The sequence below is a fragment of the Enterobacter cloacae complex sp. SYL001 genome, from assembly GCF_049237025.1.
Classification (GTDB): Bacteria; Pseudomonadota; Gammaproteobacteria; order Enterobacterales; family Enterobacteriaceae; genus Enterobacter; species Enterobacter intestinihominis.
The window spans coordinates 57923-78605 of record NZ_JBMKJI010000024.1 but is presented as its reverse complement, the minus strand read 5'-3'; the positions used below and the strand labels follow the sequence as shown (position 1 = coordinate 78605).

Below are 20683 nucleotides of genomic sequence, written 5' to 3'. Positions count from 1 at the left end.
GACCGGTAACAACGGTACCACGACCGGAGATGGAGAATACGTCTTCGATTGGCAGCAGGAATGGCTTGTCAATCGCACGCTCTGGTTCTGGGATGTAAGAATCCAGGTAGCCAGCCAGTTCGATGATTTTCTCTTCCCACTCTGCTTCGCCTTCCAGCGCTTTCAGCGCGGAACCACGAACGATTGGGGTATCGTCGCCTGGGAAATCGTACTGAGACAGCAGTTCACGAACTTCCATCTCAACCAGTTCCAGCAGCTCTTCGTCATCAACCATGTCGCATTTGTTCAGGAACACGATGATGAAAGGAACGCCTACCTGACGACCCAGCAGGATGTGCTCACGAGTCTGAGGCATAGGGCCGTCAGTCGCAGCAACAACCAGGATCGCGCCGTCCATCTGCGCAGCACCGGTGATCATGTTTTTAACATAGTCGGCGTGGCCTGGGCAGTCTACGTGTGCGTAGTGGCGAGTCGGGGTGTCATACTCAACGTGAGAAGTGTTGATGGTGATACCACGAGCTTTTTCTTCTGGTGCGTTATCGATCTGGTCGAAAGCACGAGCAGCACCGCCGTAGGTTTTAGCCAGTACGGTAGTGATTGCAGCAGTCAGGGTAGTTTTACCATGGTCAACGTGGCCGATAGTACCAACGTTGACGTGCGGTTTTGTACGTTCAAATTTTTCTTTAGACACGGCTATATTCCTTACTATAGTGCTCTCCCCTTCGGAGAGAGCACGGGACTTAGGTTTTAATCCTGTGGATTACTTACCACGGGCTTCGATAACGGCCTGAGCAACGTTGTTCGGCGCATCATCATACTTCAGGAATTCCATAGTGTATGATGCACGACCTTTGGTCAGAGAACGCAGCTGAGTTGCATATCCGAACATTTCAGACAGCGGAACTTCAGCGTGGATCTTAACGCCAGTTACTTCGGATTCCTGACCACGCAGCATACCGCGACGACGGCTCAAGTCACCGATAACGTCACCGGTGTTCTCTTCCGGAGTTTCTACTTCAACCTTCATGATTGGCTCAAGCAGAACTGGTTTTGCTTTCTTAAAGCCTTCTTTAAAGGCAATAGACGCAGCCAGTTTAAACGCCAGTTCAGAGGAGTCAACGTCGTGGTAAGAACCGAAGTGCAGACGAACACCCATGTCTACAACCGGGTAACCAGCCAGAGGACCAGCTTTCAGCTGCTCCTGGATGCCTTTATCAACGGCAGGGATGTATTCGCCAGGAATCACACCACCTTTGATGTCGTTGATGAACTCGTAACCTTTAGGGTTAGAGCCCGGCTCCAGTGGGTACATGTCGATCACAACGTGACCGTACTGACCGCGACCACCAGACTGCTTAGCGTGTTTACCTTCAACATCGGTAACTTTCGCGCGAATCGCTTCGCGGTAAGCAACCTGAGGTTTACCCACGTTCGCTTCAACGTTGAATTCACGCTTCATACGGTCAACGATGATGTCCAGGTGCAGTTCACCCATACCAGCGATGATGGTCTGGTTAGATTCTTCATCAGTCCATACGCGGAATGATGGGTCTTCTTTCGCCAGACGGCCCAGAGCCAGACCCATTTTTTCCTGGTCAGCTTTGGTTTTTGGTTCAACCGCGATGGAGATTACCGGCTCAGGGAATTCCATACGCTCCAGAATGATCGGGTGATCCGGGTCACACAGGGTGTCACCAGTAGTCACGTCTTTCAGACCGATAGCAGCAGCGATGTCGCCCGCACGAACTTCTTTGATCTCTTCACGTTTGTTAGCGTGCATCTGTACGATACGGCCAAAACGTTCACGCGCCGATTTCACGGAGTTCAGGATGGTGTCACCGGAGTTAACCACACCAGAGTAAACGCGGAAGAAGGTCAGGTTACCCACGAATGGGTCGGTAGCAATTTTGAACGCCAGCGCAGAGAACGGCTCGTCATCACTTGCGTGACGCTCAGCCGGAGTATCTTTACCGTCGTCCAGGATGCCGTTGATCGCAGGAACGTCAACCGGGGATGGCAGGTAGTCAACTACCGCATCCAGCATTGCCTGAACACCTTTGTTCTTGAACGCAGAACCACAGGTTACCAGGATGATTTCGTTGTTCAGAACACGCTGACGCAGAGCAGATTTGATCTCTTGCTCAGTCAGTTCTTCACCACCCAGGTATTTCTCCATCAGCTCTTCAGAAGCTTCTGCTGCGGATTCGATCAGGTTCTGGTGCCATTCGTCAGCCAGGTCCTGCATCTCTGCCGGGATATCTTCGTATTCGAAGGTAACGCCCGCATCTGCTTCGTTCCAGTTGATGGCTTTCATTTTCACCAGGTCGATAACACCGGTGAAGCCTTCTTCAGCACCAATTGCCAGCTGAAGCGGAACAGGGTTCGCGCCCAGACGGGTTTTGATCTGGCCAACAACTTTCAGGAAGTTAGCACCCATACGGTCCATTTTGTTAACGAACGCGATGCGTGGAACTTTATATTTGTTAGCCTGACGCCATACGGTTTCAGACTGTGGCTGAACACCACCAACTGCGCAATAAACCATTACCGCGCCGTCAAGAACACGCATGGAACGTTCTACTTCGATGGTGAAGTCAACGTGCCCTGGGGTGTCGATGATGTTTACGCGATGCGGTTCGTACTGCTTAGCCATACCTGACCAGAAAGCAGTAGTCGCTGCGGAGGTGATAGTAATACCACGCTCCTGCTCCTGTTCCATCCAGTCCATGGTGGCTGCGCCGTCATGAACTTCACCGATTTTATGGTTTACACCGGTGTAGAACAGAATACGTTCGGTAGTAGTGGTTTTACCGGCGTCGATGTGCGCACTGATACCGATGTTACGGTAGCGTGCGATGGGTGTTGTACGAGCCATTTGATTCCTCGTTTATATCTTTAGGCGTTCAGTTAAGTTACCCAGAGCGGGCGGCTTCTCTGAAGCGCCCGCCTGGTGACTACGACTCCGAAGGGATTACCAACGGTAGTGTGCGAACGCCTTGTTGGCTTCTGCCATACGGTGAACGTCTTCACGTTTCTTAACTGCAGTACCTTTGTTTTCTGCAGCATCAGAAAGTTCGTTCGCCAGACGCAGAGCCATGGATTTATCACCGCGTTTACGAGCAGCTTCAACGATCCAACGCATTGCCAGAGCATTACGACGAACCGGACGAACTTCAACTGGAACCTGATAAGTAGAACCACCAACGCGGCGAGACTTAACTTCTACAGTCGGGCGCACGTTGTCGAGAGCGACTTCGAAAGCTTCCAGTTCATTTTTACCAGAACGCTGAGCCAGGGTCTCCAGCGCGCTGTATACGATTGCTTCTGCAGTAGATTTTTTACCATCTACCATCAGGATATTTACAAATTTTGCCAGCAGTTCTGATCCGAATTTCGGATCTGGAAGAATTTTACGCTGACCAATGACGCGACGACGTGGCATGGGATTACTCCGTTGTTAATTCAGGATTGTCCAAAACTCTACGAGTTTAGTTTGACATTAAGATAAATCAGTTTGGCCTTACTTAACGGAGAACCATTAAGCCTTAGGACGCTTCACGCCGTACTTGGAGCGAGCCTGCTTACGGTCTTTAACACCTGAGCAGTCCAGCGCACCACGAACGGTGTGGTAACGAACACCCGGAAGGTCTTTAACACGACCGCCACGGATCAGGATCACGGAGTGCTCCTGAAGGTTGTGACCTTCACCACCGATGTAGGAAGTCACTTCGAAACCGTTAGTCAAACGCACACGGCATACTTTACGCAGTGCGGAGTTTGGTTTTTTAGGAGTGGTGGTATATACACGAGTACATACGCCACGTTTCTGCGGGCAGGCTTCCAGCGCAGGCACGTTGCTTTTTGCAACTTTGCGTGCACGTGGTTTGCGTACCAGCTGGTTAACTGTTGCCATTAAATAGCTCCTGGTTTTAGCTTTTGCTTCGTAAACACGTAATAAAACGACCTCATACAATATGAGGACGCGAAATTTTAGGGCTACGTCGAAAAGGTGTCAAGAAATATACAGCGATCTCAAATCACCAGTTCATTTGACTGGCGTGCGTCACAGTAAGATTGACGAAATCAGTATAGCCAACCACGTCAATTTTGGCTGAAATTTGACCAGAAAGACCCCGCGCATCCAGATCCTCTTTAAGCGCAGAGACTGTTATGGGGGCATTAGCGAGGATTTCAACAAAACGGCTGCCATCAAGCGCCGCGAGCACGCCATCCTGAATCAGCAGCAGATCATCGCCTTCGCGCAGCATGCTCAGTAACGTGTCGATATCGCATTGCCACGGTGAACGGCTCAGGGTATGGAGCATGATAGCCTCAGAAAGTCAGAACGGTATCGTAGTGAGAAAGTTGTTCGCGCAGCGCAGAAGATGTCAGGATCGTCACGTCCAGCACGACCGGTATTTTCTCATTTAACCCACGAGCGGCCAGCGAGTCGGCGCACACATAGAAGGTTTCAATGTCATAGAGCGGCAGAACTTTAAAGGTCGCAATGTAGTCGCGCGCAAGAATGGCCTGCGGTTGTTGGCCTGCCAGAAGCTGGAATACGCCATCGCCTAAAAAGAAGACGCCAATATCTTCGGTTAAAGCCGAGGTCGCGAGCAATGCATCCAGCCCTTCCCGGCCTGAAGCGCTGCCATGCGGGGCAGAAGTAAAAACAAACGCTACGCGCTTCATCAAAATTGCACCACCCTGTCGCAGGTCAACGCCGCCTGTGCTAATGCGCCTAATCCGCTGAGCGAAAAGCCCGGTTGCAGGTTAGCCCCTGCCAGACCAAGGCGTTCGGCTTCAGTCGCATCCGTCACGCCGCGACGCAGTGCCGCCGCGACGCAGATATGCAGGTCGACGCCCTGCGTTTCGTTTAATTTTTGCCAGGCGCGCACAAGGTCAAACTCATCGCTCGCCGGGGACGTAAACTGGTTCGCGTTATAGACCCCTTCACGATAGAAGAAGACGCTTGCCAGTTCATGACCGGCATCAAGCAGCGCATGGGCAAACTGTAGCGCGCTGCTGGCCTGCTGGGTACCGTACGCCGGGCCCGTCACCATTAACGCAAAACGCATTACTTGTCTTGCCCCAGGAAGTCGCCGCTTTTGAACTGGCGAATATAGAGGTAAACCGTGTGTTTGGAGATATTCAGGCGATCGGCCACCTGGTTGATGGCATCTTTGATATCAAAAATCCCTTTCTCATAGAGGTTCAGGACGATCTGACGATTCTTGGCGTTGTTGGATACGTTGCGATCGGCATTCACCTCTTCAATGGTGAACTCCAGCGTCTGTGTCACGAGATCCTCAACAGAAGAGGCAAAGTTCACCGATGAGCCCACGTCCGGCGTTTCTGGCGGAATGAAAGTGCTCATGATTTGCGAGAATGGCACATCAAGGTTCATGTTGATGCACAGCAAACCGATCACCCGGTGTTCGCGGTTTCGAATCGCGATCGTTTCTGATTTCATCAGCACGCCGCTTTTGGCGCGGGTGAAATAGCATTTTGAGACGCTGCTGTCCGCGCCGGTCATGTCATGCAACATACGCAATGCAAGGTCGGTGATTGGCGAACCAATTTTACGGCCAGTGTGCTCACCATTCGCAATGCGGATAGCGGAACACTTAAGATCTTGCAGGGAATGCAATACGATTTCGCAGTGGGAACCAATGAGCATCGCTAACCCGTCCACTACCGCTTCGTAGGATTTCAGAATATCGAAGTCGGTCTGGTCAAATGGACGTTGATCCAGCAAATCAAGTTCACTGGTTTCGTTGGTTAAAAGCGACCTGGACATGAAAAAAACACTCCTTTTCAGGAGCCTGTCGTTAGGTTTTCAGGGCAGGCTCATTATCTACACGGACAACTAAATTAATACAGCGTGTATAACGCTTTCCAGTGTTAATTATATCTGCCCCACAATAAAAAAACCGCCGCCTGTAAAGGCGGCGGTTTTTTTCAGCATTACTTCTTAGCTGCTGCGGCTTTGTCGTCAGCCGGTGCGTCTGTTTTCGCATCCGCTTTCGGCGCCGGTTTGATGTCCAGCAGTTCTACATCAAATACCAGCGTAGAGTTAGCCGGGATACCCGGAACGCCGGTTTTGCCGTAAGCCAGATCCGGTGGGATGACCAGCTTGATTTTACCGCCTTTCTTGATGTTCTTCAGGCCTTCGGTCCAGCCCGGGATCACACCGTCCAGACGGAAGGAGAGAGGCTCACCGCGAGTATAAGAGTTATCGAACTCTTTACCGTCGATCAGCGTACCTTTGTAGTTAACTACAACGGTGTCGCTGTCTTTAGGCGCGTCGCCGGTACCTTCTTTCTCAACTTTATAGATCAGGCCAGTAGAAGACGTTTTAACGCCTTTCTCTTTAGCGAACTTATCGCGGTAGGCTTTGCCTTTCGCTTCGTTATCTTTAGCGTCTGCTTCCATCTTGGTCTGAGCGGCGCCTTTCACGCGCGCTTCAAACGCTTGCAGAGTCTGCTCGATTTCCTGGTCAGACAGTTTGCTCTTGTCTGCGAACGCATCCTGAACCCCTGCGATCAGCTGGTTTTTGTCCAGTTTGATGCCCAGTTTCTCTTGTTCTTTCAGAGAGTTTTCCATGTAACGGCCCAGAGACGCGCCAAGTGCGTAGGCGGATTTCTGGTCGTCATTCTTGAATGCCGCTTTGCTGTCTGTAGTCGCAGCAGGCTTCGCAGCAGTATCAGCAGCGAAAGACAGCGGCGCATTGAGCGCTACAGCCATAGTGGTCGCCAGCAGCGTAACTTTAAACAGTGATTTCATCCATATCTCCAGGACCTGAGGTCTCTCACCCCAGTGTTAAACGTAAATGAGTGACGTACTATAAAACGTTGTGGAAGAAATCTACAGACAGACTCCCCCGAATGTCGCTTCTTTTCAGACTATTTTTGTTTAAATAAGTTTCTTGTCAGGGAGATGGATACTGTACTTAAGGAAAAAGTCAGATAAACTTCGCCGCCGCTGGTCCATTATGGCGCATGAGAGATAAACGAGGTGAATGATGAAGGATACAACGATCGAAGCGAGACTGGCTGAGCTGGAAAGCCGCCTGGCTTTTCAGGACATCACCATCGAAGAACTGAACCAGACCGTGACGGCTCATGAGCTTGAAATGGCAAAAATGCGCGATTTGATGCGACTTCTCACTGAAAAAGTGAAGGCAACGCAGTCGTCGCACATCGCCTCTCAGGCTGAAGAGACGCCACCACCTCATTATTGAGGCGTAAAAAAAGCGGGATTATCCCGCTTTTTTATTTTCCGCAGTACGGAATCAGTGGCAGCCGCAGCCGCCGTTACCGCAACCACCTTTACCGTGGCCGTGGTCATGACCATGATCGTGGCCGTGACCACCGCAGCAGCCGTCGTGGCCGTGATCGTGGTCATGGTCGTGACCGTGCGCACCATGAACGTGGCCATGAGCCAGCTCTTCTTCGGTCGCTTCACGGATAGCAACAACTTCTACGTTGAACTTCAGGTTCTGACCAGCCAGCATGTGGTTGCCGTCAACCACAACGTGGTCGTCTTCAACTTCTGTGATTTCAACCGGAACCGGACCCTGGTCAGTTTCAGCCAGGAAGCGCATGCCAACCTGCAACTCGTCAACGCCCATGAACACGTCTTTAGGAACGCGCTGAACCAGGTTGTCATCATACTGACCGTAAGCGTCGTTCGCGCCGACAGCAACGTCGAATTTGTCGCCAACTTCATGACCTTCCAGCGCCGTTTCCAGGCCGGAAATCAGGGAACCGTGACCATGCAGGTAGTCCAGCGGCGCACTCACCGGAGACTCATCAACCAACACACCGTCTTCTGTACGTACCTGATAGGCCAGGCTGACCACCAGGTCTTTTGCTACTTTCATGATATCTCCTGAGCGTGGGAAAATTGCTGGCGCAGATTGTAGCGGAATTCTGCACCCGTGTACCCTTAAGCTTAAAAAAACTCAGAGCATATCGCTAGTCTGGATGAAAAATGCCGATCACTTGCTCTTCTTTGCGAACGTGATCGCGGGCTTCTTTGTCGGCCTCACGCATCTGGTGACCGCACTTAACACATTCAACAATATCGATATTATTCTCCCGCCACATGGCCAGCGTATCTTGCGCCTGGCAAGACGGGCATTTTGCGCCCGCGATAAAGCGTTTACGTAAAGCCATCTTTCGTTACCCTTTATTCAAATTCATCCCAGCCGTCGAGCTGGCGTCGTTCCTGTTGCATCTCACGCTGGAAGATCTCCTCCAGTTCGCGACGCGCTTCCCGCACGCGGGAGATCTGCGCCGTGTCGCTGTGCACAGGCATCAGTTCACGCAGCATTCGCATATCCAGCCGGCGGAAATGCATCTGGGCGCGTTGCGCCTGGTGAGGATGCATACCCAGCGAAACCAGCGCCTTGCGCCCCAGCTCCAGCGCGCTGGAGAAGGTTTCGCGGGAGAAGTGTTTCACACCCGCCTGCAAAAGTTCGTGAGCCTCAACACGTCCGCGCGCACGCGCCAGAATATGCAGATGCGGGAAATGCTGCTGGCACAGCTCCACCAGCTTCATTGTGTCTTCCGGATCGTTACAGGTGATGACGATGGACTCCGCAGCCTCTGCGCCCGCCGAGCGCAACAGCTCAAGCTGCGTCGCATCCCCGTAGTACACCTTATAACCATATTTGCGCATCAGGTTGACGGCGCTGATATCGCGCTCCAGCACCGTAATGCGCATTTTATTTGCCATCAACAGGCGACCAATCACCTGTCCGAAGCGGCCAAAGCCCACGACGATCACCTGCGGTTTATCATCTTCCACCCACGGCGCTTCGTCTTCATCGTCTGCGGGATTAAGACGGCGCGACAGCAGTTTGTCCACCAGCTTCATCAGCAGCGGCGTGGTCATCATCGACAGCGTGACCGTCACCAGCAGCAGCGCCATCTGGTCATCTTTGAACAGCTTCTGAGACGACGCAGTGGAAAACAGCACAAACGCAAACTCTCCGCCCTGACTTAACACGCTGGAAAACTGCATCCTTTCCGAGCTGCGCAGCCCGTAAATCCGCGCGAGGAGATACAGCACCAGCGTTTTGACCGCCACCAGCACGGCGACACTCGCAATAACCCACAGCAGATGGGTATAGAGCACGCCAAGATTAAGCGCCATACCCACCGAGATAAAGAACAGCCCTAACAGCAGTCCCTTAAACGGATCGATGGCGGTCTCCAGCTCGTGGCGGTACTCGCTTTCCGCAAGCAGCACCCCGGCGATAAACGTCCCGAGCGCCATCGACAGCCCCAGCGCATCCATAAACAGCGCTGAACCAAGCACCAGCAGCAGCGTTGCGGCGGTGAAGACCTCGCGTACGCCGGATGTCGCAATAAATCGGAACACTGGACGCAGTAAAAACCGTCCGCCGATCAGCATCCCCGCGAAGGCCAGCACCTTCATGGAGATCTTCATCCAGTCGAAATGATCGTCTCCGGAGCCTGCCAGCAGCGGCACCAGCGCCAGCGCCGGGATCACCGCTAAATCCTGGAACAGCAGCACCGAAAAGCCCAGTTGCCCCGCCTCGTTGCGGTTCATCCCTTTGTCGCGCATCAGCTGAAGCGCCATCGCCGTCGACGACATCGCAAGACCGATCCCGCCAATCACCGCGGCCTGCCAGGAAAACTGCGTCAGCATCAGCAGGCCCGCCAGAATGGCGGCGCTGAGCAACACCTGCGCCGCCCCGACGCCAAAAATAGATTGCCGCAGTTGCCACAGCTTGGACGGATTAAGCTCAAGCCCGATGATAAACATCAGGAACACCACGCCCAGCTCGGAGAAGTGGAGAATTTCATCCACATCGCTGATAAACCCAAGCCCCCAGGGACCAATGGCTATCCCCGCCAGCAAATAGCCCAGCACCGCGCCAATGCCGAGACGCGCGGCAAGGGGGACCGCGACGACGGCGGCAAACAAAAACAGCACCCCGGCGAGGAGTAAATTCGAACCGTCCATTAGCGTCCTCCCGCCGGAATCGGTGACGCCAGCCATTCGCCATAGGCCCTGGCATGGCTCGCCAGCGCTTTCGGATCCTGCCGCCGTGCCCAGTAGATAATAATCGGGCTCATCCAGTGCATACGGCACATCGCCGCCGTCAGCTCAAACGGCCGCAGAATGTCGCTCATGGGGTAACGGTTCAGCCCGTCGTGACGGTAAGCGCTTTCCGGCTCACCGGTGGTGATGACACTCCGCCAGTACTTTCCCGCCAGCTGGTTGCCCCCCACCCCGCTGGAAAAGCCCCGGCTCAGCACGCGGTCCAGCCACTCTTTCAGCAGCGCCGGACAGCTATAGGTATAAAGCGGATGCTGGAACACAATCACGTCGTGCTGACGCAGCAGTTCCTGCTCGTAAGGAATATCAATAAAGAAATCGGGGTAGTGCGCGTAGAGATCGTGCACCGTTACGTTACTGAGCTGTGTGGCCGGCTTAAGCAGCACCCGGTTTGCCACCGAGTCCTGTGATTCCGGATGGGCATACAGCAGCAGCACTTTCGCTGTCTGAGACATCACTCCCCTCCCGGTTCTGTTTTTGTGTATTGTTGTCGTTTTGGGCTACCATGGCGGCCCGGTGGGGAAATTGGCCCACACCTTACATTATCATAATGACAAATTAACATAGTCGGAACATACGGCGCTTCTATGATTGTTTTCTCCTCGTTACAAATTCGTCGCGGCGTGCGCGTCCTGCTGGATAACGCGACTGCTACCATCAACCCGGGCCAGAAAGTGGGGCTGGTCGGCAAAAACGGCTGCGGTAAATCCACCCTGCTGGCACTGCTGAAAAACGAGATAAGCGCGGATGGCGGGAACTTTACCTTCCCGGGCAACTGGCAGCTCGCCTGGGTAAACCAGGAGACCCCCGCGCTGAGCGAACCGGCGCTCGACTATGTTATCGACGGCGACCGTGAATACCGCAAGCTCGAAGCGGAGCTCAACGCCGCCAACGAACGCAACGACGGCCACGCCATCGCCACCGTCCACGGCAAGCTGGACGCCATCGACGCCTGGACCATTCGCTCCCGTGCCTCCAGCCTGCTGCACGGCCTGGGCTTCAGCAACGAACAGCTTGAACGCCCGGTGAGCGATTTCTCGGGTGGCTGGCGTATGCGCCTTAACCTGGCGCAGGCGCTGATCTGCCGCTCTGACCTCCTGCTGCTCGATGAACCGACCAACCACCTCGATCTCGATGCGGTTATTTGGCTGGAGAAGTGGCTCAAGAGCTATCAGGGCACTCTGATTCTGATCTCCCACGACCGCGACTTCCTCGACCCGGTGGTGGATAAAATCATTCATATCGAACAGCAAAGCCTGTTCGAGTACACCGGCAACTACAGCTCTTTCGAGCGCCAGCGCGCGACGCGCCTCGCCCAGCAGCAGGCGATGTATGAAAGCCAGCAGCAGCGCGTGGCGCACTTGCAAAGCTTTGTGGATCGCTTCAAGGCCAAGGCGTCAAAAGCCAAGCAGGCGCAGAGCCGCGTCAAAATGCTGGAACGCATGGAGATGATTGCCCCCGCGCACGTGGATAACCCGTTCCACTTCAGCTTCCGCGAGCCGGAGAGCCTGCCGAACCCGCTGCTGAAGATGGAAAAAGTGAGCGCGGGCTATGGCGATCGCATTATTCTCGACTCTATCAAGCTCAACCTGGTGCCGGGTTCACGCATCGGTCTGCTGGGGCGTAACGGCGCCGGTAAATCGACGCTGATCAAGCTGCTGGCGGGCGAGCTTAACCCGGTCAGCGGCGAAATCGGGCTGGCGAAGGGCATCAAGCTTGGCTACTTCGCTCAGCATCAGCTGGAATTTTTACGCGCCGATGAATCGCCGATCCAGCACCTGGCGCGCCTGGCGCCGCAGGAGATGGAGCAGAAGCTGCGCGACTACCTCGGCGGCTTTGGCTTCCAGGGCGATAAGGTGACTGAAAATACAGCGCGTTTCTCCGGCGGCGAAAAAGCGCGTCTGGTGCTGGCGCTGATCGTCTGGCAGCGTCCAAACCTGCTGCTGCTCGATGAACCGACCAACCACCTCGATCTCGACATGCGTCAGGCGCTGACCGAAGCGCTGATCGAGTTCGAAGGGGCGCTGGTTGTCGTTTCGCACGATCGCCACCTGATCCGCTCCACCACCGACGATCTCTATCTGGTTCACGGCGGCAAAGTGGAACCGTTCGACGGCGATCTGGAAGATTACCAGCAGTGGCTGACGGACGTGCAGAAGCAGGAAAACCAGCCGGAAGAGTCAGCGAAAGACAACGCCAACAGCGCCCAGGCGCGTAAAGACCAGAAGCGCCGTGAAGCGGAACTGCGCACCCAGACTCAGCCGCTGCGTAAAGAGATTACCCGTCTCGAAAAAGAGATGGAAAAGCTTAACGCCACGCTTGCCGCCGTCGAAGAGAAGCTGGGCGACAGCGAACTGTACGATCAGAGCCGCAAAGCGGAGCTGACGGACTGTCTGCAAACGCAGGCGAAAACCAAATCCAGTCTCGAAGAGTGCGAAATGGCATGGCTGGACGCGCAGGAACAGCTGGAAGCGATGCTGCAAGCCGACTAACACGCCGGGAGGGTTATGGGCTTCGATACCACGAGCGAGATTACATTCCGTAAGCTCAGCATCTTCATGACGTTCATGGACAAGGGCAATATCGCACGTACCGCCGAAACGCTCGGCCTGAGCGGTGTCAGCGTGCATCGCGCGCTGCATACCCTCGAAGAGAACGTCCGCTGCCCGCTCTTTGCTCACAAAGGGCGTAACCTGATTGCCCTCCCCTCCGCATGGACGCTGCTGGAGTATTGTCAGGAGGTGATGCAGGTGATGGAGCGCGGGCTGGAAGAGTCGCGCAAGATTGCCGGTATCGGCCAGGGACGGTTGCGCGTCGGTACGCTTTACTCGCTGACGCTGGAAACCGTGCCGCGCCTGATAATGGGCATGAAGCTGCGCCGTCCGGATCTGGAGATGGATCTGACGATGGGCTCGAACGAAACCCTGCTCCATATGCTGGATGAGGGTTCGCTGGATGCGATTTTAATCTCTATCTCCGAGAGCGATATCGACCGTAACAGCCTCGAAGTGCTGCCCCTGTTCCATGACGATATTTTCCTTGCCGCACCGGCCTCTGCCACGCTGAATACCAGCGGTCCCGCCGATCTGCGTGACTATAAAGATCAGAAGTTTGTCGCCCTCGTGGAAGGGTTCGCCACTTACGCCGGGTTTCAGGAAGCGTTTCATATTGCCGGTTTCGAGCCGGAGATTGTGACGCGGGTAAACGATATTTTCTCGATGCTCAGCCTGGTGCAGGCGGGCGTCGGCTTTACGCTGATGCCGGGAAGGATGAAGAAGGTCTACGAGAATTCCGTGCAACTGTTGAAGCTGGCGGAGCCGTACCAGATGCAGCAGCTGATCGCGATTGTCTTTGCCCGCAACCGCGAGCAGGATCCGAGCCTGCGCGCGCTGGCCGCCGAAGGGCGGATGTATGCCAGAAGTTTGCAGGATAGTGCCTGATGTTATTGCCCGGTGGCGCTACGCTTACCGGGCCTACAATCCGGGAGTAGGCCCGGTAAGGCGCAGCCGCCACCGGGCAAAAAAACTCACGCACGAAGCCGCCCCGCCAGATGCACCGCCACGTCCACCCCGCTGCGCTCCAGCGAAATGGATTCGCCTTCCCACGCCGCCTGCCGCGTCAGGCAGGTTAATATGCCTCCCGGCGGCATCTCAATCGCCAGCCGCGCTTCACGCTCGTTAGCGGAAATCACCGCCTCCTGCCAGCGCACGGTTCGCGCCATGTTCATTGCCAGATCGTCGGCAATTTTCTCCGGCTGCCAGAGCACGCGTCCGGTACTGCCGCTCAGGTACGCGCAGCGGGGACGGGAAAGCGTGACCGATTCAAACGCCGCTGCCAGCTTCTTCGCCGGTTCCGCCAGCAGCGCGCAGTGCGATGGCACGCTCACCGCCAGCCGTTTGGCCTTGCTTGCACCCTTCGCCAGCGCGCGCTCCGCCACCTGCGCCATACCGTCATCGGTTCCGGCAATCACGATCTGCGTTTCGGCGTTCAGGTTAGCGATATAGGTTCCAGACCCCTGAATCAGGTTTTCCACCTGCGGCAGGGTCAACCCCATAATCGCCGTCAGGCCGTAGCCGTGCGGATACGCCTGCTCCATCAAATCACCGCGCAGCGCCACCAGCTTCAGCGCATCCGTAAAGTCCAGCGAGCCTGCGATAACCGCCGCAGGATAAGCGCCAATGGACAGACCGCTGACAATATCCGGCGACACGCCGCGACGTTCCAGCTCGCGCGCCCAGGCCACGCCGGCAATCAGCAGTGAAAGCTGAACCGCACGGGTGTGGGTTAACGAGGATGCGCTGTCCAGGGTATCGACTTCCGCCCCCAGCACAGCACGGGCCTGCTCCAGCTCCGTTCCCGGCAGGTTTTGCAGCATACCTTCGTGCTGTGTGCCCTGCCCCGGAAAGGTAAACAGTATTTTCATTACTCCTCCCTGTGCCATGGATCCGCTACCAGGCGCGGTCCACATTGCGTTTTTAGCAGCGTTTTGCCGTCGCGTAACCATTCTGCCAGCGCGAATCCGCCCTCGGGCGTGTCCACCTGCGTATCCACCCGGCACAACGCACGGCTGAGCTGAGCCTGCCAGTCAGTAAACGTCTCAGGGGAAACGGTACGCGGGGCGCGGATCAGCAGATCGAGATCGCTATCGGCGTGGATCACCGGAATGCCGGTCGCCAGCGCGTAACCCGTACTGCCGGTTATCCCCCACGTCCACGGCCACGACTGCTGCGCAAGCTGAAGCGCCACCTGAACCGGCGGCTGAGTGACAAACGGCGAACGCAGCAGGTCGGCGGCAACGCTCAACTCTTCGGGCGACACCACGCGCAACACATTCTCAGGCTTCACCCATCCGGCCGCCCGCTGGTTGCGGCGCAATCCGCGCACGCCAACGGGAATACGGCCTTCATTATCAACATCACGCCGCACCACTACCGGTAGCCCGGTATGCCAGGCCGCGTCTACCCAGGATTCGGTAATCCCTTCCAGGGCGTCGCGCGCGGTAAGCCAGATGAGGTCGTGTGGGCGTAATGTTGTGGTCATGATTACATTCCTGAAGTCAGCGAGATAAACAGCGGCAGCGACAGGATACACAGTATGGAGCTCAACAGCAGCACGGCTTCAGCATCCGGCGACTGCACGCCAAAGCGGTTACCGAACACCACGCCAAAGAAGCCCGCAGACAGCGCAATCATCAGGATGGCGGTGATCGCCACGGAGCCGTGCAGACCGAAGATTAAAACGATACCCCAGGCAATCGCTGGCTGGATCAGCAGCTTGGCGATAGTGGAAGTGATCACCATGGTGTTGATCTGAAGCTTACGCGCGGAGAGGATCACCCCGGTCAGGAACAGCGCCGCAGCGGTCGCGGACAGTCCCAGAGGTTTAATCGCCGCCAGTACCAGCTCTGGCATTTTGATGCCGATAGCGGACAGGATCACACCCAGCAGCGGGCCCATCACGATCGGTTTTTTAATGGAGCGCCACATCAGCACCGGCAGCATGGAAAGCGTTGAACCGGAGTTATTGCCTTCGGCGCGGGCTTTCTCACGCTCCAGAATCAGCAGGCAGAACGGGGTCATCAGCACCGAACCACAGGCGATGGAGACCGCCACGGAGAGTGAAGTAGAAGAACTTTCACCCAGCACGCTGCCCAGAATCGGCAGGCCTAGCGCCGCATAGTTTGGCAGAGCGACGGTCAGCGTCAGTACGGCCGCATCCTGCGGAGATTTTTTAAAGACTTTGGTGGCGAGGAAGTAGATGGCCGCATAGGTGATCCACATCGCCAGGGTGAGCACCAGGATCAGCGGCGACTGCGCCACAATGCCGGTCCACGGGGTTTGCACGGTGGCGCTGAACAGCGCGGCAGGGAGTGCAAAATCCATAACGAAGATATTCAGCAGGGAAACATTTTTGTTATCGACCATCTTTGCTTTACCGGCCCAGAATCCCAGCAGCATGATGACGAAAATCGGTGCAAGAGCATGAACAATTACGTAAGTCATAAATCACCTGTAGTAAAAAAGTTTAAGCACTGGCGCGATGTTTATTATTTTCAGGATGCAGGTTCCCGCGTGGACGCAACGGGCGCGCCCACGGGGTAATGCATCTGGCAGGTCTCTTTTTACTTACCAGCTGGCTCGCATACGTTCACGTACGAGCGCCGAGCTGCGGCGGTTGTCAGCACCCAGACGGTTTTTCAACGTGGTGTCCTGACGAGCGTCGCTGATGGCCTGTTGCAGGGTAGTTTTCACCCGCGTCAGATCGCTTTCGGAAGGGGCATCCGGGTTGCTGATATCCAGCAGGTCGGAGAGCAGCCCCAGCGTGGCGTAGTTGCTGATGTCGTACGCCATTGGCGGAATGGTTGCCGCCAGTTTTTCCAGCGCCTCAACGGTACGCAGCGTAATGCGCGCCGCAGACTCTTTGCCCATGGCATGGATCAGCACGCCTTTATCGTTGAAGGCAATCAGGCGGTTGGCCTGGTAGCCGTGCGCCAGAAACGCGCCGGACATGGCCTTACCGACGATAAGACCAATCACCGGATGCCCCGCCAGCCGCGCATTGGCATAGGCGGCAGCGGCGCCGGCCAGCGCCTGGTGGATACCAAACGCCTCTTCGCGACGGCCATAGGCCTGGCTTGGGACATCGATCACCGCCACAATCGGGCGCTTCACGGCTTTATCTGCGTCAGCGGCGACGGTTTCGCTGACCACTTTTGCCAGCGTCCAGCCCTCCAGCAGCCCCACTTCCCCTTGCGCCGCGCGCGGGAAGTGGTTGTTGGCGTCCGGCACCACGGCGACAAAGCGCACCGTTTCACCGTTCAGCTCGCCGTCTGCCGCCTGCACGGACGGGCATAACCCCTCCAGACGTTTCGCGTTCGGGGCCAGAGTTTCCAGCCAGAGTTCGCCACGGCTAATTGAGTTAGTCATCATTTCACCTCCCGGGCAAAAAGCGCTTTAATCTGTTCGGCATCGGCCTGTTTGCGGGTGTCGAAATTCGTCAGACGGTTCAGGTAATCGTCGTAGTTATCGGTGCGATGTTTCGCCGGTACGCCTTTGGCGATGGCCTCGTTCATCGCGGCTTTCACCGCGTTCACGCCGTCGCCCACCAGCGCGTCCACCAGCCCACTTTCATAGCGCACTTCGCCGCCGGTCATGCTCCAGATAAACGGACGGTCGCGGGAGTCATACTCTTCAATGCCCGCTTCCTGCTCAATAACCTGCGGGCCGTTGAGGCCAAGACGCGCTTCGCGGGTCACAATCAGGTAGCTGCACAGCGCCGCGGCGATAGACATCCCGCCGAAGCAGCCCACGGTCCCGGCGACAATCCCGACAACCGGGGTATAGCGACGCAGGTCAACGATCGCGGCGTGGATATCGGCAATCGCCGCCAGGCCAAGGTTGGCTTCCTGCAAACGTACGCCGCCGGTTTCGAGGCACAGTACCGCCTGAGTCGGAATGCCGTTGCGGTTATCTTCCGCCGCCAGCTCCAGCGCCGCCGCCATTTTGGCACCGGACACTTCGCCCATGCTGCCGCCCTGGAAGGTGCCTTCAATCGCCACCACCACTGCAGGCTGGCCGTTGATGGTCCCTTTCGCGACTACCATGCCGTCATCGGCCTGAGGAACAATCCCCTGTGGCCCAAGCCACGGAGAGATAATGCCTTCAAACGGATCCAGCAGTTCGCGGTAGCTGCCGTCGTCGAGCAGCGCCTGCGCACGCTGGCGCGCTTTTAATTCGATAAAGCTGCTGTCATCACGCATGGTTCACCCCTTCAAAAACCTGTTCGATACGAATGCGTGCCACGCCCGGCGTCGCGCCGAAGTCGTGGATGGTCAGCTTACCTGCGGGCAGGCTGCTGACGGTTTGCAGGCGATTGAACAACGCCTCCCAGCGCCCACGGCTGTTGTCGACGGAGGTGGTGATATCAATGGTTAAGGTCTGGCCCGGTTCGGCGGTGAAAAGCACCTCCATATCCCCGGAACCGACTACCCCTGCCAGCGCCCTGCCGCTTACTTCGCGGCTGGCGGGCACGGTCAATGTGATTTTTTCCATAACATCCTCTTAATGCTTTGAATAGGGCGTTTCGACGCGGTCAAGAAACAGCGTGGCGGCAAGCAGGTCTGCGGCTCCGCCCGGCGAGGCGTTAAGCGTCAGCATCTGACGGTCTAACCGCGCCAGCGCCTGCTGCCCCGCAAGTGTTGCGCATCCTCCCGCGTTCAGCACCGCACGGGCGCCGTTCTGCATGGCATCCAGCCCCTCCATGCCGGCGCGCGACAGCACGCAGGTGTCGGTGAGCGAGGTCATGATCGCCATCAGCGCGTCGAGTCTGGCCTGCGTTTCGCTGCTGCCGTTGAGACGGCTGAGGTGAAGCTGCGGCAGCGCGCGCTGCATGATGTGCGGAAACGCCTGCTGAGCCTCTTCACGCGCGCCCGGTACACGGTAGCGGTGCGTGACGCGTAACCCCTTGCTGAATACTTTCGGCGCCGCGTCATCCGGCAGTTTCGCCAGCTGAGCGGCGGTGTTCGCGACGGTTTGCGCCCGGGCATCGCCGCCCAGCATCGCCACCGCGCTCACCAGCAATCCCAGCGCCCAGATCGCGCCACGGTGTGTGTTCACGCCGTCGGTAGCGGCCATCATCTGCCGTTCGCCTTCACGACCCAGGCGGCCAACGGTTTGCCTGAGGGCAATATCCGCCGGACGCTGCCAGCTCTGTTGCGCCAGCGCCTGAAACGTGGGGGTCAGGCTGTGAGCGGAGCGCTCCATCAGCGCAAGCGATAAATCGTGATGCGCGCCGTTCCCCCGGCTGTCCACCAGACCGGGCTTCGGGCTTAAACGTGCTTCGTCAATCAGACACTGCGTGGCGGTTCGCGCCAGCCATTCGGCACCGCCTTCAACCTGGATCTGGGGCAGAAGTTTCATTACCAGCTCCGGAATTTCGCAGGTGGGTTATACAGGCCGCCGGACCACTCAACGAGGTCAGCCACGCTGCCCGCAGCCAGCAGAGAGCGGGTGGCATCGGTACGACGAATGCCAATATCTTCCGGATACACAACCTTGCCGCTCTGGCGCAGTTCCGCCACGCGTTTGGCGTCAACGCCCAGACCGATATCGGTGATACCCGCCACGGCGGCGACCATGGCGCGACGCTCTTCCAGATCTTTTGCCCGGTAGAGGTAAGCAATCCCCTCTTCCGTCAGCACGTGGGTGACGTCATCGCCGTAAATCATAACCGGCGCCAGCGGCATGCCGGAGGCTTTCGCCACGTCTACGGCGTCGAGTTTCTCCACGAAGGTTGGCTTCACGCCCGCCTGGAAGGTTTCCACCATCTGCACAACCAGCTTTTTACCGCGCTGCATCGGGTCAGGCTCGGTGATCATGTTCAGCCAGGCCGGTGTGGCGTGGCGACGACCGTGCGGATCGTGGCCCATGTTTGGTGCGCCGCCGAAGCCGGAGAGACGGCCGCGGGTCACGGTTGAGGAGTTAGCGTAACCATCAACCTGTAGCGTAGAGCCGATAAACATATCGACCGCGTACTGACCAGCCAGCTGACAGAAGGCGCGGTTAGAGCGCATGGAGCCGTCAGCACCGGTAAAGAACACGTCCGGACGGGCGCGGATGTACTCTTCCATCCCCAGCTCGCCGCCGAAGCAGTGGACGCTCTCCACCCAGCCGCTTTCGATGGCCGGGATCAGCGTTGGATGCGGGTTCAAAGTCCAGTGTTTACAGATTTTGCCTTTGAGTCCGAGCTGTTCGCCGTAGGTTGGCAGCAGCAGTTCGATCGCTGCGGTATTAAAGCCAATCCCGTGGTTCAGGGACTGCACCTGGTGTTCAGCGTAGATGCCTTTAATCGCCATCATCGCCATCAGGATGTGTTCCTGTTTAATCAGGCGCGGGTCGCGGGTGAAGAGCGGCTCAATAAAGAACGGCTTGTCCGCCACCACCACGTAATCGATCCACGAGCCCGGAATATCGACGCGCGGCAGGTCGCACTCGTCGTCCACCAGCTCGTTCACCTGTGCGATGACGATGCCGTCGTGGAACGCGGCGGCTTCCACCAGCGCCGGGGTATCTTCGGTACTCGCCCCGGTGTAGAGGTTACCTTTACGGTCCGCTTTAAAACCGGCAATCAGCGCCACGTTTGGCGAAAGGTCGACGTATAAACGTGAGTAGAGTTCGATGTAGGTGTGAATCGCCCCGATTTCGAGCTGACCATCCTCCAGCAGCTGCGAAATGCGCAGGCTTTGCGTACCGGAGAAGGAGAAGTCGAGCTTGCGGGCGATGCCTTTCTCAAAGATGTCCAGATGTTCGCTGCGGCCCACGCTCGGCATGATCATATGCAGATCGTGCACGATTTGCGGGTTCACTTCGGCCAGTGAACGGGAAAGGAAATCCGCCTGCTTCTGGTTGTTGCCTTCCAGAACGACTTTGTCGCCTGGTGCGATCAGTTTTTCCAGCATGGCGACAAGATCGCCGGTTGGCAGTACCTTGCCCTGCACCGGTACGGACGCCAGACGACGCGCTTTCTCGCTGCGTCGGGTGTTCCATTGCCGGGTGGGTGTTTGCCCAGATAACATTATTAACCTCCTGAT

The 20683-nt window shown here is 56.6% G+C and carries 24 protein-coding genes; 3 read left to right on the top strand and 21 right to left on the bottom strand.

Features of this window, described 5'->3' with window-relative positions; genetic code table 11:
- The 9 genes from ACOTZP_RS18920 to fkpA form a co-directional block, all read right to left on the bottom strand.
- On the bottom strand, window positions 1–691 hold a 691-nt coding region (locus ACOTZP_RS18920; protein ID WP_232926127.1), incomplete at its 3' end, for a GTP-binding protein.
- Between the two features lie 69 nt (window positions 692–760).
- Complete coding sequence (gene fusA / locus ACOTZP_RS18915) at window positions 761–2875, bottom strand: elongation factor G (protein ID WP_022649591.1); 2115 nt, start codon at window positions 2873–2875, stop codon at window positions 761–763.
- Between the two features lie 96 nt (window positions 2876–2971).
- A complete protein-coding gene (gene rpsG / locus ACOTZP_RS18910) occupies window positions 2972–3442 on the bottom strand; it encodes a 30S ribosomal protein S7 (protein WP_003861706.1) in 471 nt (156 codons plus the stop codon).
- A 96-nt stretch (window positions 3443–3538) separates the two neighbouring features.
- Window positions 3539–3913 carry a 30S ribosomal protein S12 gene (gene rpsL, locus ACOTZP_RS18905; RefSeq protein ID WP_000246815.1) on the bottom strand — a complete coding sequence of 125 codons (375 nt, stop codon included), beginning with the start codon at window positions 3911–3913 and terminating at the stop codon, window positions 3539–3541.
- Window positions 3914–4037: 124 nt separating this feature from the next.
- Window positions 4038–4325, bottom strand: a complete 288-nt coding sequence (gene tusB / locus ACOTZP_RS18900) for a sulfurtransferase complex subunit TusB (RefSeq protein WP_022649592.1) — start codon at window positions 4323–4325, stop codon at window positions 4038–4040.
- A gap of 7 nt (window positions 4326–4332) precedes the next feature.
- On the bottom strand, window positions 4333–4692 hold the full coding sequence (gene tusC, locus ACOTZP_RS18895; protein ID WP_022649593.1) for a sulfurtransferase complex subunit TusC: 360 nt from the start codon (window positions 4690–4692) through the stop codon (window positions 4333–4335).
- Entirely contained in the window at window positions 4692–5078 is a 387-nt protein-coding gene (tusD, locus tag ACOTZP_RS18890; protein WP_003861699.1) for a sulfurtransferase complex subunit TusD, read from the bottom strand. The genes tusC and tusD overlap by 1 nt, the downstream gene beginning before the upstream one ends.
- A complete protein-coding gene (locus ACOTZP_RS18885) occupies window positions 5078–5800 on the bottom strand; it encodes a helix-turn-helix transcriptional regulator (protein ID WP_003861697.1) in 723 nt (240 codons plus the stop codon). Before ACOTZP_RS18885 ends, tusD begins: the two co-directional genes overlap by 1 nt.
- A gap of 167 nt (window positions 5801–5967) precedes the next feature.
- A complete protein-coding gene (gene fkpA, locus ACOTZP_RS18880) occupies window positions 5968–6786 on the bottom strand; it encodes an FKBP-type peptidyl-prolyl cis-trans isomerase (RefSeq protein WP_003861695.1) in 819 nt (272 codons plus the stop codon).
- Window positions 6787–7024: 238 nt separating this feature from the next.
- On the opposite strand from fkpA, the gene ACOTZP_RS18875 reads away from it, so the two are divergent.
- On the top strand, window positions 7025–7243 hold the full coding sequence (locus ACOTZP_RS18875; RefSeq protein ID WP_023298761.1) for a protein SlyX: 219 nt from the start codon (window positions 7025–7027) through the stop codon (window positions 7241–7243).
- 51 nt (window positions 7244–7294) lie between these two features.
- Here the strand turns inward: ACOTZP_RS18875 and slyD are convergent, their stop codons facing one another.
- The 4 genes from slyD to kefG all read right to left on the bottom strand — a co-directional run bounded on the left by slyD (window position 7295) and on the right by kefG (window position 10550).
- Complete coding sequence (slyD, locus tag ACOTZP_RS18870) at window positions 7295–7885, bottom strand: peptidylprolyl isomerase (RefSeq protein ID WP_003861691.1); 591 nt, start codon at window positions 7883–7885, stop codon at window positions 7295–7297.
- 94 nt (window positions 7886–7979) lie between these two features.
- Window positions 7980–8180 (bottom strand): YheV family putative zinc ribbon protein, encoded by a 201-nt coding sequence (locus ACOTZP_RS18865; RefSeq protein ID WP_022649597.1) that lies wholly within the window; start codon window positions 8178–8180, stop codon window positions 7980–7982.
- Between the two features lie 13 nt (window positions 8181–8193).
- Complete coding sequence (gene kefB, locus ACOTZP_RS18860) at window positions 8194–9999, bottom strand: glutathione-regulated potassium-efflux system protein KefB (RefSeq protein WP_271075460.1); 1806 nt, start codon at window positions 9997–9999, stop codon at window positions 8194–8196.
- The gene (kefG, locus tag ACOTZP_RS18855; RefSeq protein WP_003861686.1) at window positions 9999–10550 is read right to left on the bottom strand and encodes a glutathione-regulated potassium-efflux system ancillary protein KefG; all 552 of its coding nucleotides are present in this window, start codon (window positions 10548–10550) and stop codon (window positions 9999–10001) included. The genes kefB and kefG overlap by 1 nt, the downstream gene beginning before the upstream one ends.
- 132 nt (window positions 10551–10682) lie before the next feature.
- Here kefG and ACOTZP_RS18850 point away from each other — a divergent pair, with 132 nt between their 5' ends.
- Both ACOTZP_RS18850 and ACOTZP_RS18845 read left to right on the top strand, forming a co-directional pair.
- The gene (locus tag ACOTZP_RS18850) at window positions 10683–12587 is read left to right on the top strand and encodes an ABC transporter ATP-binding protein (protein ID WP_023298762.1); all 1905 of its coding nucleotides are present in this window, start codon (window positions 10683–10685) and stop codon (window positions 12585–12587) included.
- Between the two features lie 15 nt (window positions 12588–12602).
- Window positions 12603–13535 (top strand): LysR substrate-binding domain-containing protein, encoded by a 933-nt coding sequence (locus ACOTZP_RS18845; RefSeq protein ID WP_271075461.1) that lies wholly within the window; start codon window positions 12603–12605, stop codon window positions 13533–13535.
- 86 nt (window positions 13536–13621) lie between these two features.
- Here ACOTZP_RS18845 and mdcH read toward each other — a convergent pair whose 3' ends face one another.
- The 8 genes from mdcH to mdcA form a co-directional block, all read right to left on the bottom strand.
- Window positions 13622–14518 carry a malonate decarboxylase subunit epsilon gene (gene mdcH, locus ACOTZP_RS18840; RefSeq protein ID WP_154850207.1) on the bottom strand — a complete coding sequence of 299 codons (897 nt, stop codon included), beginning with the start codon at window positions 14516–14518 and terminating at the stop codon, window positions 13622–13624.
- Window positions 14518–15135 (bottom strand): malonate decarboxylase holo-ACP synthase, encoded by a 618-nt coding sequence (locus tag ACOTZP_RS18835; RefSeq protein ID WP_271074513.1) that lies wholly within the window; start codon window positions 15133–15135, stop codon window positions 14518–14520. The genes mdcH and ACOTZP_RS18835 overlap by 1 nt, the downstream gene beginning before the upstream one ends.
- A 2-nt stretch (window positions 15136–15137) precedes the next feature.
- Complete coding sequence (locus tag ACOTZP_RS18830) at window positions 15138–16097, bottom strand: AEC family transporter (protein ID WP_023307100.1); 960 nt, start codon at window positions 16095–16097, stop codon at window positions 15138–15140.
- 123 nt (window positions 16098–16220) lie between these two features.
- Window positions 16221–17021, bottom strand: coding sequence for a biotin-independent malonate decarboxylase subunit gamma (mdcE, locus tag ACOTZP_RS18825; protein ID WP_003861675.1), 801 nt, complete (start codon window positions 17019–17021; stop codon window positions 16221–16223).
- A complete protein-coding gene (locus tag ACOTZP_RS18820) occupies window positions 17021–17854 on the bottom strand; it encodes a biotin-independent malonate decarboxylase subunit beta (RefSeq protein ID WP_003861672.1) in 834 nt (277 codons plus the stop codon). Before ACOTZP_RS18820 ends, mdcE begins: the two co-directional genes overlap by 1 nt.
- Window positions 17847–18146, bottom strand: a complete 300-nt coding sequence (gene mdcC / locus ACOTZP_RS18815; RefSeq protein ID WP_000411786.1) for a malonate decarboxylase acyl carrier protein — start codon at window positions 18144–18146, stop codon at window positions 17847–17849. Before mdcC ends, ACOTZP_RS18820 begins: the two co-directional genes overlap by 8 nt.
- Before the next feature lie 9 nt (window positions 18147–18155).
- Window positions 18156–19013: a triphosphoribosyl-dephospho-CoA synthase gene (locus tag ACOTZP_RS18810; RefSeq protein WP_022649605.1), complete on the bottom strand. Its 858-nt coding sequence runs from the start codon at window positions 19011–19013 to the stop codon at window positions 18156–18158.
- Window positions 19013–20668, bottom strand: coding sequence for a malonate decarboxylase subunit alpha (gene mdcA, locus ACOTZP_RS18805; RefSeq protein WP_023330194.1), 1656 nt, complete (start codon window positions 20666–20668; stop codon window positions 19013–19015). Before mdcA ends, ACOTZP_RS18810 begins: the two co-directional genes overlap by 1 nt.
- Window positions 20669–20683: the final 15 nt, after the last annotated feature.

What these genes read in the sequence shown, in the direction of transcription:
- fusA (WP_022649591.1), bottom strand. Translation starts at nt 2,875, where the DNA reads ATGGCTCGTACAACACCCATCGCACGCTACCGTAACATCGGTATCAGT.
- rpsG (WP_003861706.1), bottom strand. Translation starts at nt 3,442, where the DNA reads ATGCCACGTCGTCGCGTCATTGGTCAGCGTAAAATTCTTCCAGATCCG.
- rpsL (WP_000246815.1), bottom strand. Translation starts at nt 3,913, where the DNA reads ATGGCAACAGTTAACCAGCTGGTACGCAAACCACGTGCACGCAAAGTT.
- tusB (WP_022649592.1), bottom strand. Translation starts at nt 4,325, where the DNA reads ATGCTCCATACCCTGAGCCGTTCACCGTGGCAATGCGATATCGACACG.
- tusC (WP_022649593.1), bottom strand. Translation starts at nt 4,692, where the DNA reads ATGAAGCGCGTAGCGTTTGTTTTTACTTCTGCCCCGCATGGCAGCGCT.
- tusD (WP_003861699.1), bottom strand. Translation starts at nt 5,078, where the DNA reads ATGCGTTTTGCGTTAATGGTGACGGGCCCGGCGTACGGTACCCAGCAG.
- ACOTZP_RS18885 (WP_003861697.1), bottom strand. Translation starts at nt 5,800, where the DNA reads ATGTCCAGGTCGCTTTTAACCAACGAAACCAGTGAACTTGATTTGCTG.
- fkpA (WP_003861695.1), bottom strand. Translation starts at nt 6,786, where the DNA reads ATGAAATCACTGTTTAAAGTTACGCTGCTGGCGACCACTATGGCTGTA.
- ACOTZP_RS18875 (WP_023298761.1), top strand. Translation starts at nt 7,025, where the DNA reads ATGAAGGATACAACGATCGAAGCGAGACTGGCTGAGCTGGAAAGCCGC.
- slyD (WP_003861691.1), bottom strand. Translation starts at nt 7,885, where the DNA reads ATGAAAGTAGCAAAAGACCTGGTGGTCAGCCTGGCCTATCAGGTACGT.
- ACOTZP_RS18865 (WP_022649597.1), bottom strand. Translation starts at nt 8,180, where the DNA reads ATGGCTTTACGTAAACGCTTTATCGCGGGCGCAAAATGCCCGTCTTGC.
- kefB (WP_271075460.1), bottom strand. Translation starts at nt 9,999, where the DNA reads ATGGACGGTTCGAATTTACTCCTCGCCGGGGTGCTGTTTTTGTTTGCC.
- kefG (WP_003861686.1), bottom strand. Translation starts at nt 10,550, where the DNA reads ATGTCTCAGACAGCGAAAGTGCTGCTGCTGTATGCCCATCCGGAATCA.
- ACOTZP_RS18850 (WP_023298762.1), top strand. Translation starts at nt 10,683, where the DNA reads ATGATTGTTTTCTCCTCGTTACAAATTCGTCGCGGCGTGCGCGTCCTG.
- ACOTZP_RS18845 (WP_271075461.1), top strand. Translation starts at nt 12,603, where the DNA reads ATGGGCTTCGATACCACGAGCGAGATTACATTCCGTAAGCTCAGCATC.
- mdcH (WP_154850207.1), bottom strand. Translation starts at nt 14,518, where the DNA reads ATGAAAATACTGTTTACCTTTCCGGGGCAGGGCACACAGCACGAAGGT.
- ACOTZP_RS18835 (WP_271074513.1), bottom strand. Translation starts at nt 15,135, where the DNA reads ATGACCACAACATTACGCCCACACGACCTCATCTGGCTTACCGCGCGC.
- ACOTZP_RS18830 (WP_023307100.1), bottom strand. Translation starts at nt 16,097, where the DNA reads ATGACTTACGTAATTGTTCATGCTCTTGCACCGATTTTCGTCATCATG.
- mdcE (WP_003861675.1), bottom strand. Translation starts at nt 17,021, where the DNA reads ATGACTAACTCAATTAGCCGTGGCGAACTCTGGCTGGAAACTCTGGCC.
- ACOTZP_RS18820 (WP_003861672.1), bottom strand. Translation starts at nt 17,854, where the DNA reads ATGCGTGATGACAGCAGCTTTATCGAATTAAAAGCGCGCCAGCGTGCG.
- mdcC (WP_000411786.1), bottom strand. Translation starts at nt 18,146, where the DNA reads ATGGAAAAAATCACATTGACCGTGCCCGCCAGCCGCGAAGTAAGCGGC.
- ACOTZP_RS18810 (WP_022649605.1), bottom strand. Translation starts at nt 19,013, where the DNA reads ATGAAACTTCTGCCCCAGATCCAGGTTGAAGGCGGTGCCGAATGGCTG.
- mdcA (WP_023330194.1), bottom strand. Translation starts at nt 20,668, where the DNA reads ATGTTATCTGGGCAAACACCCACCCGGCAATGGAACACCCGACGCAGC.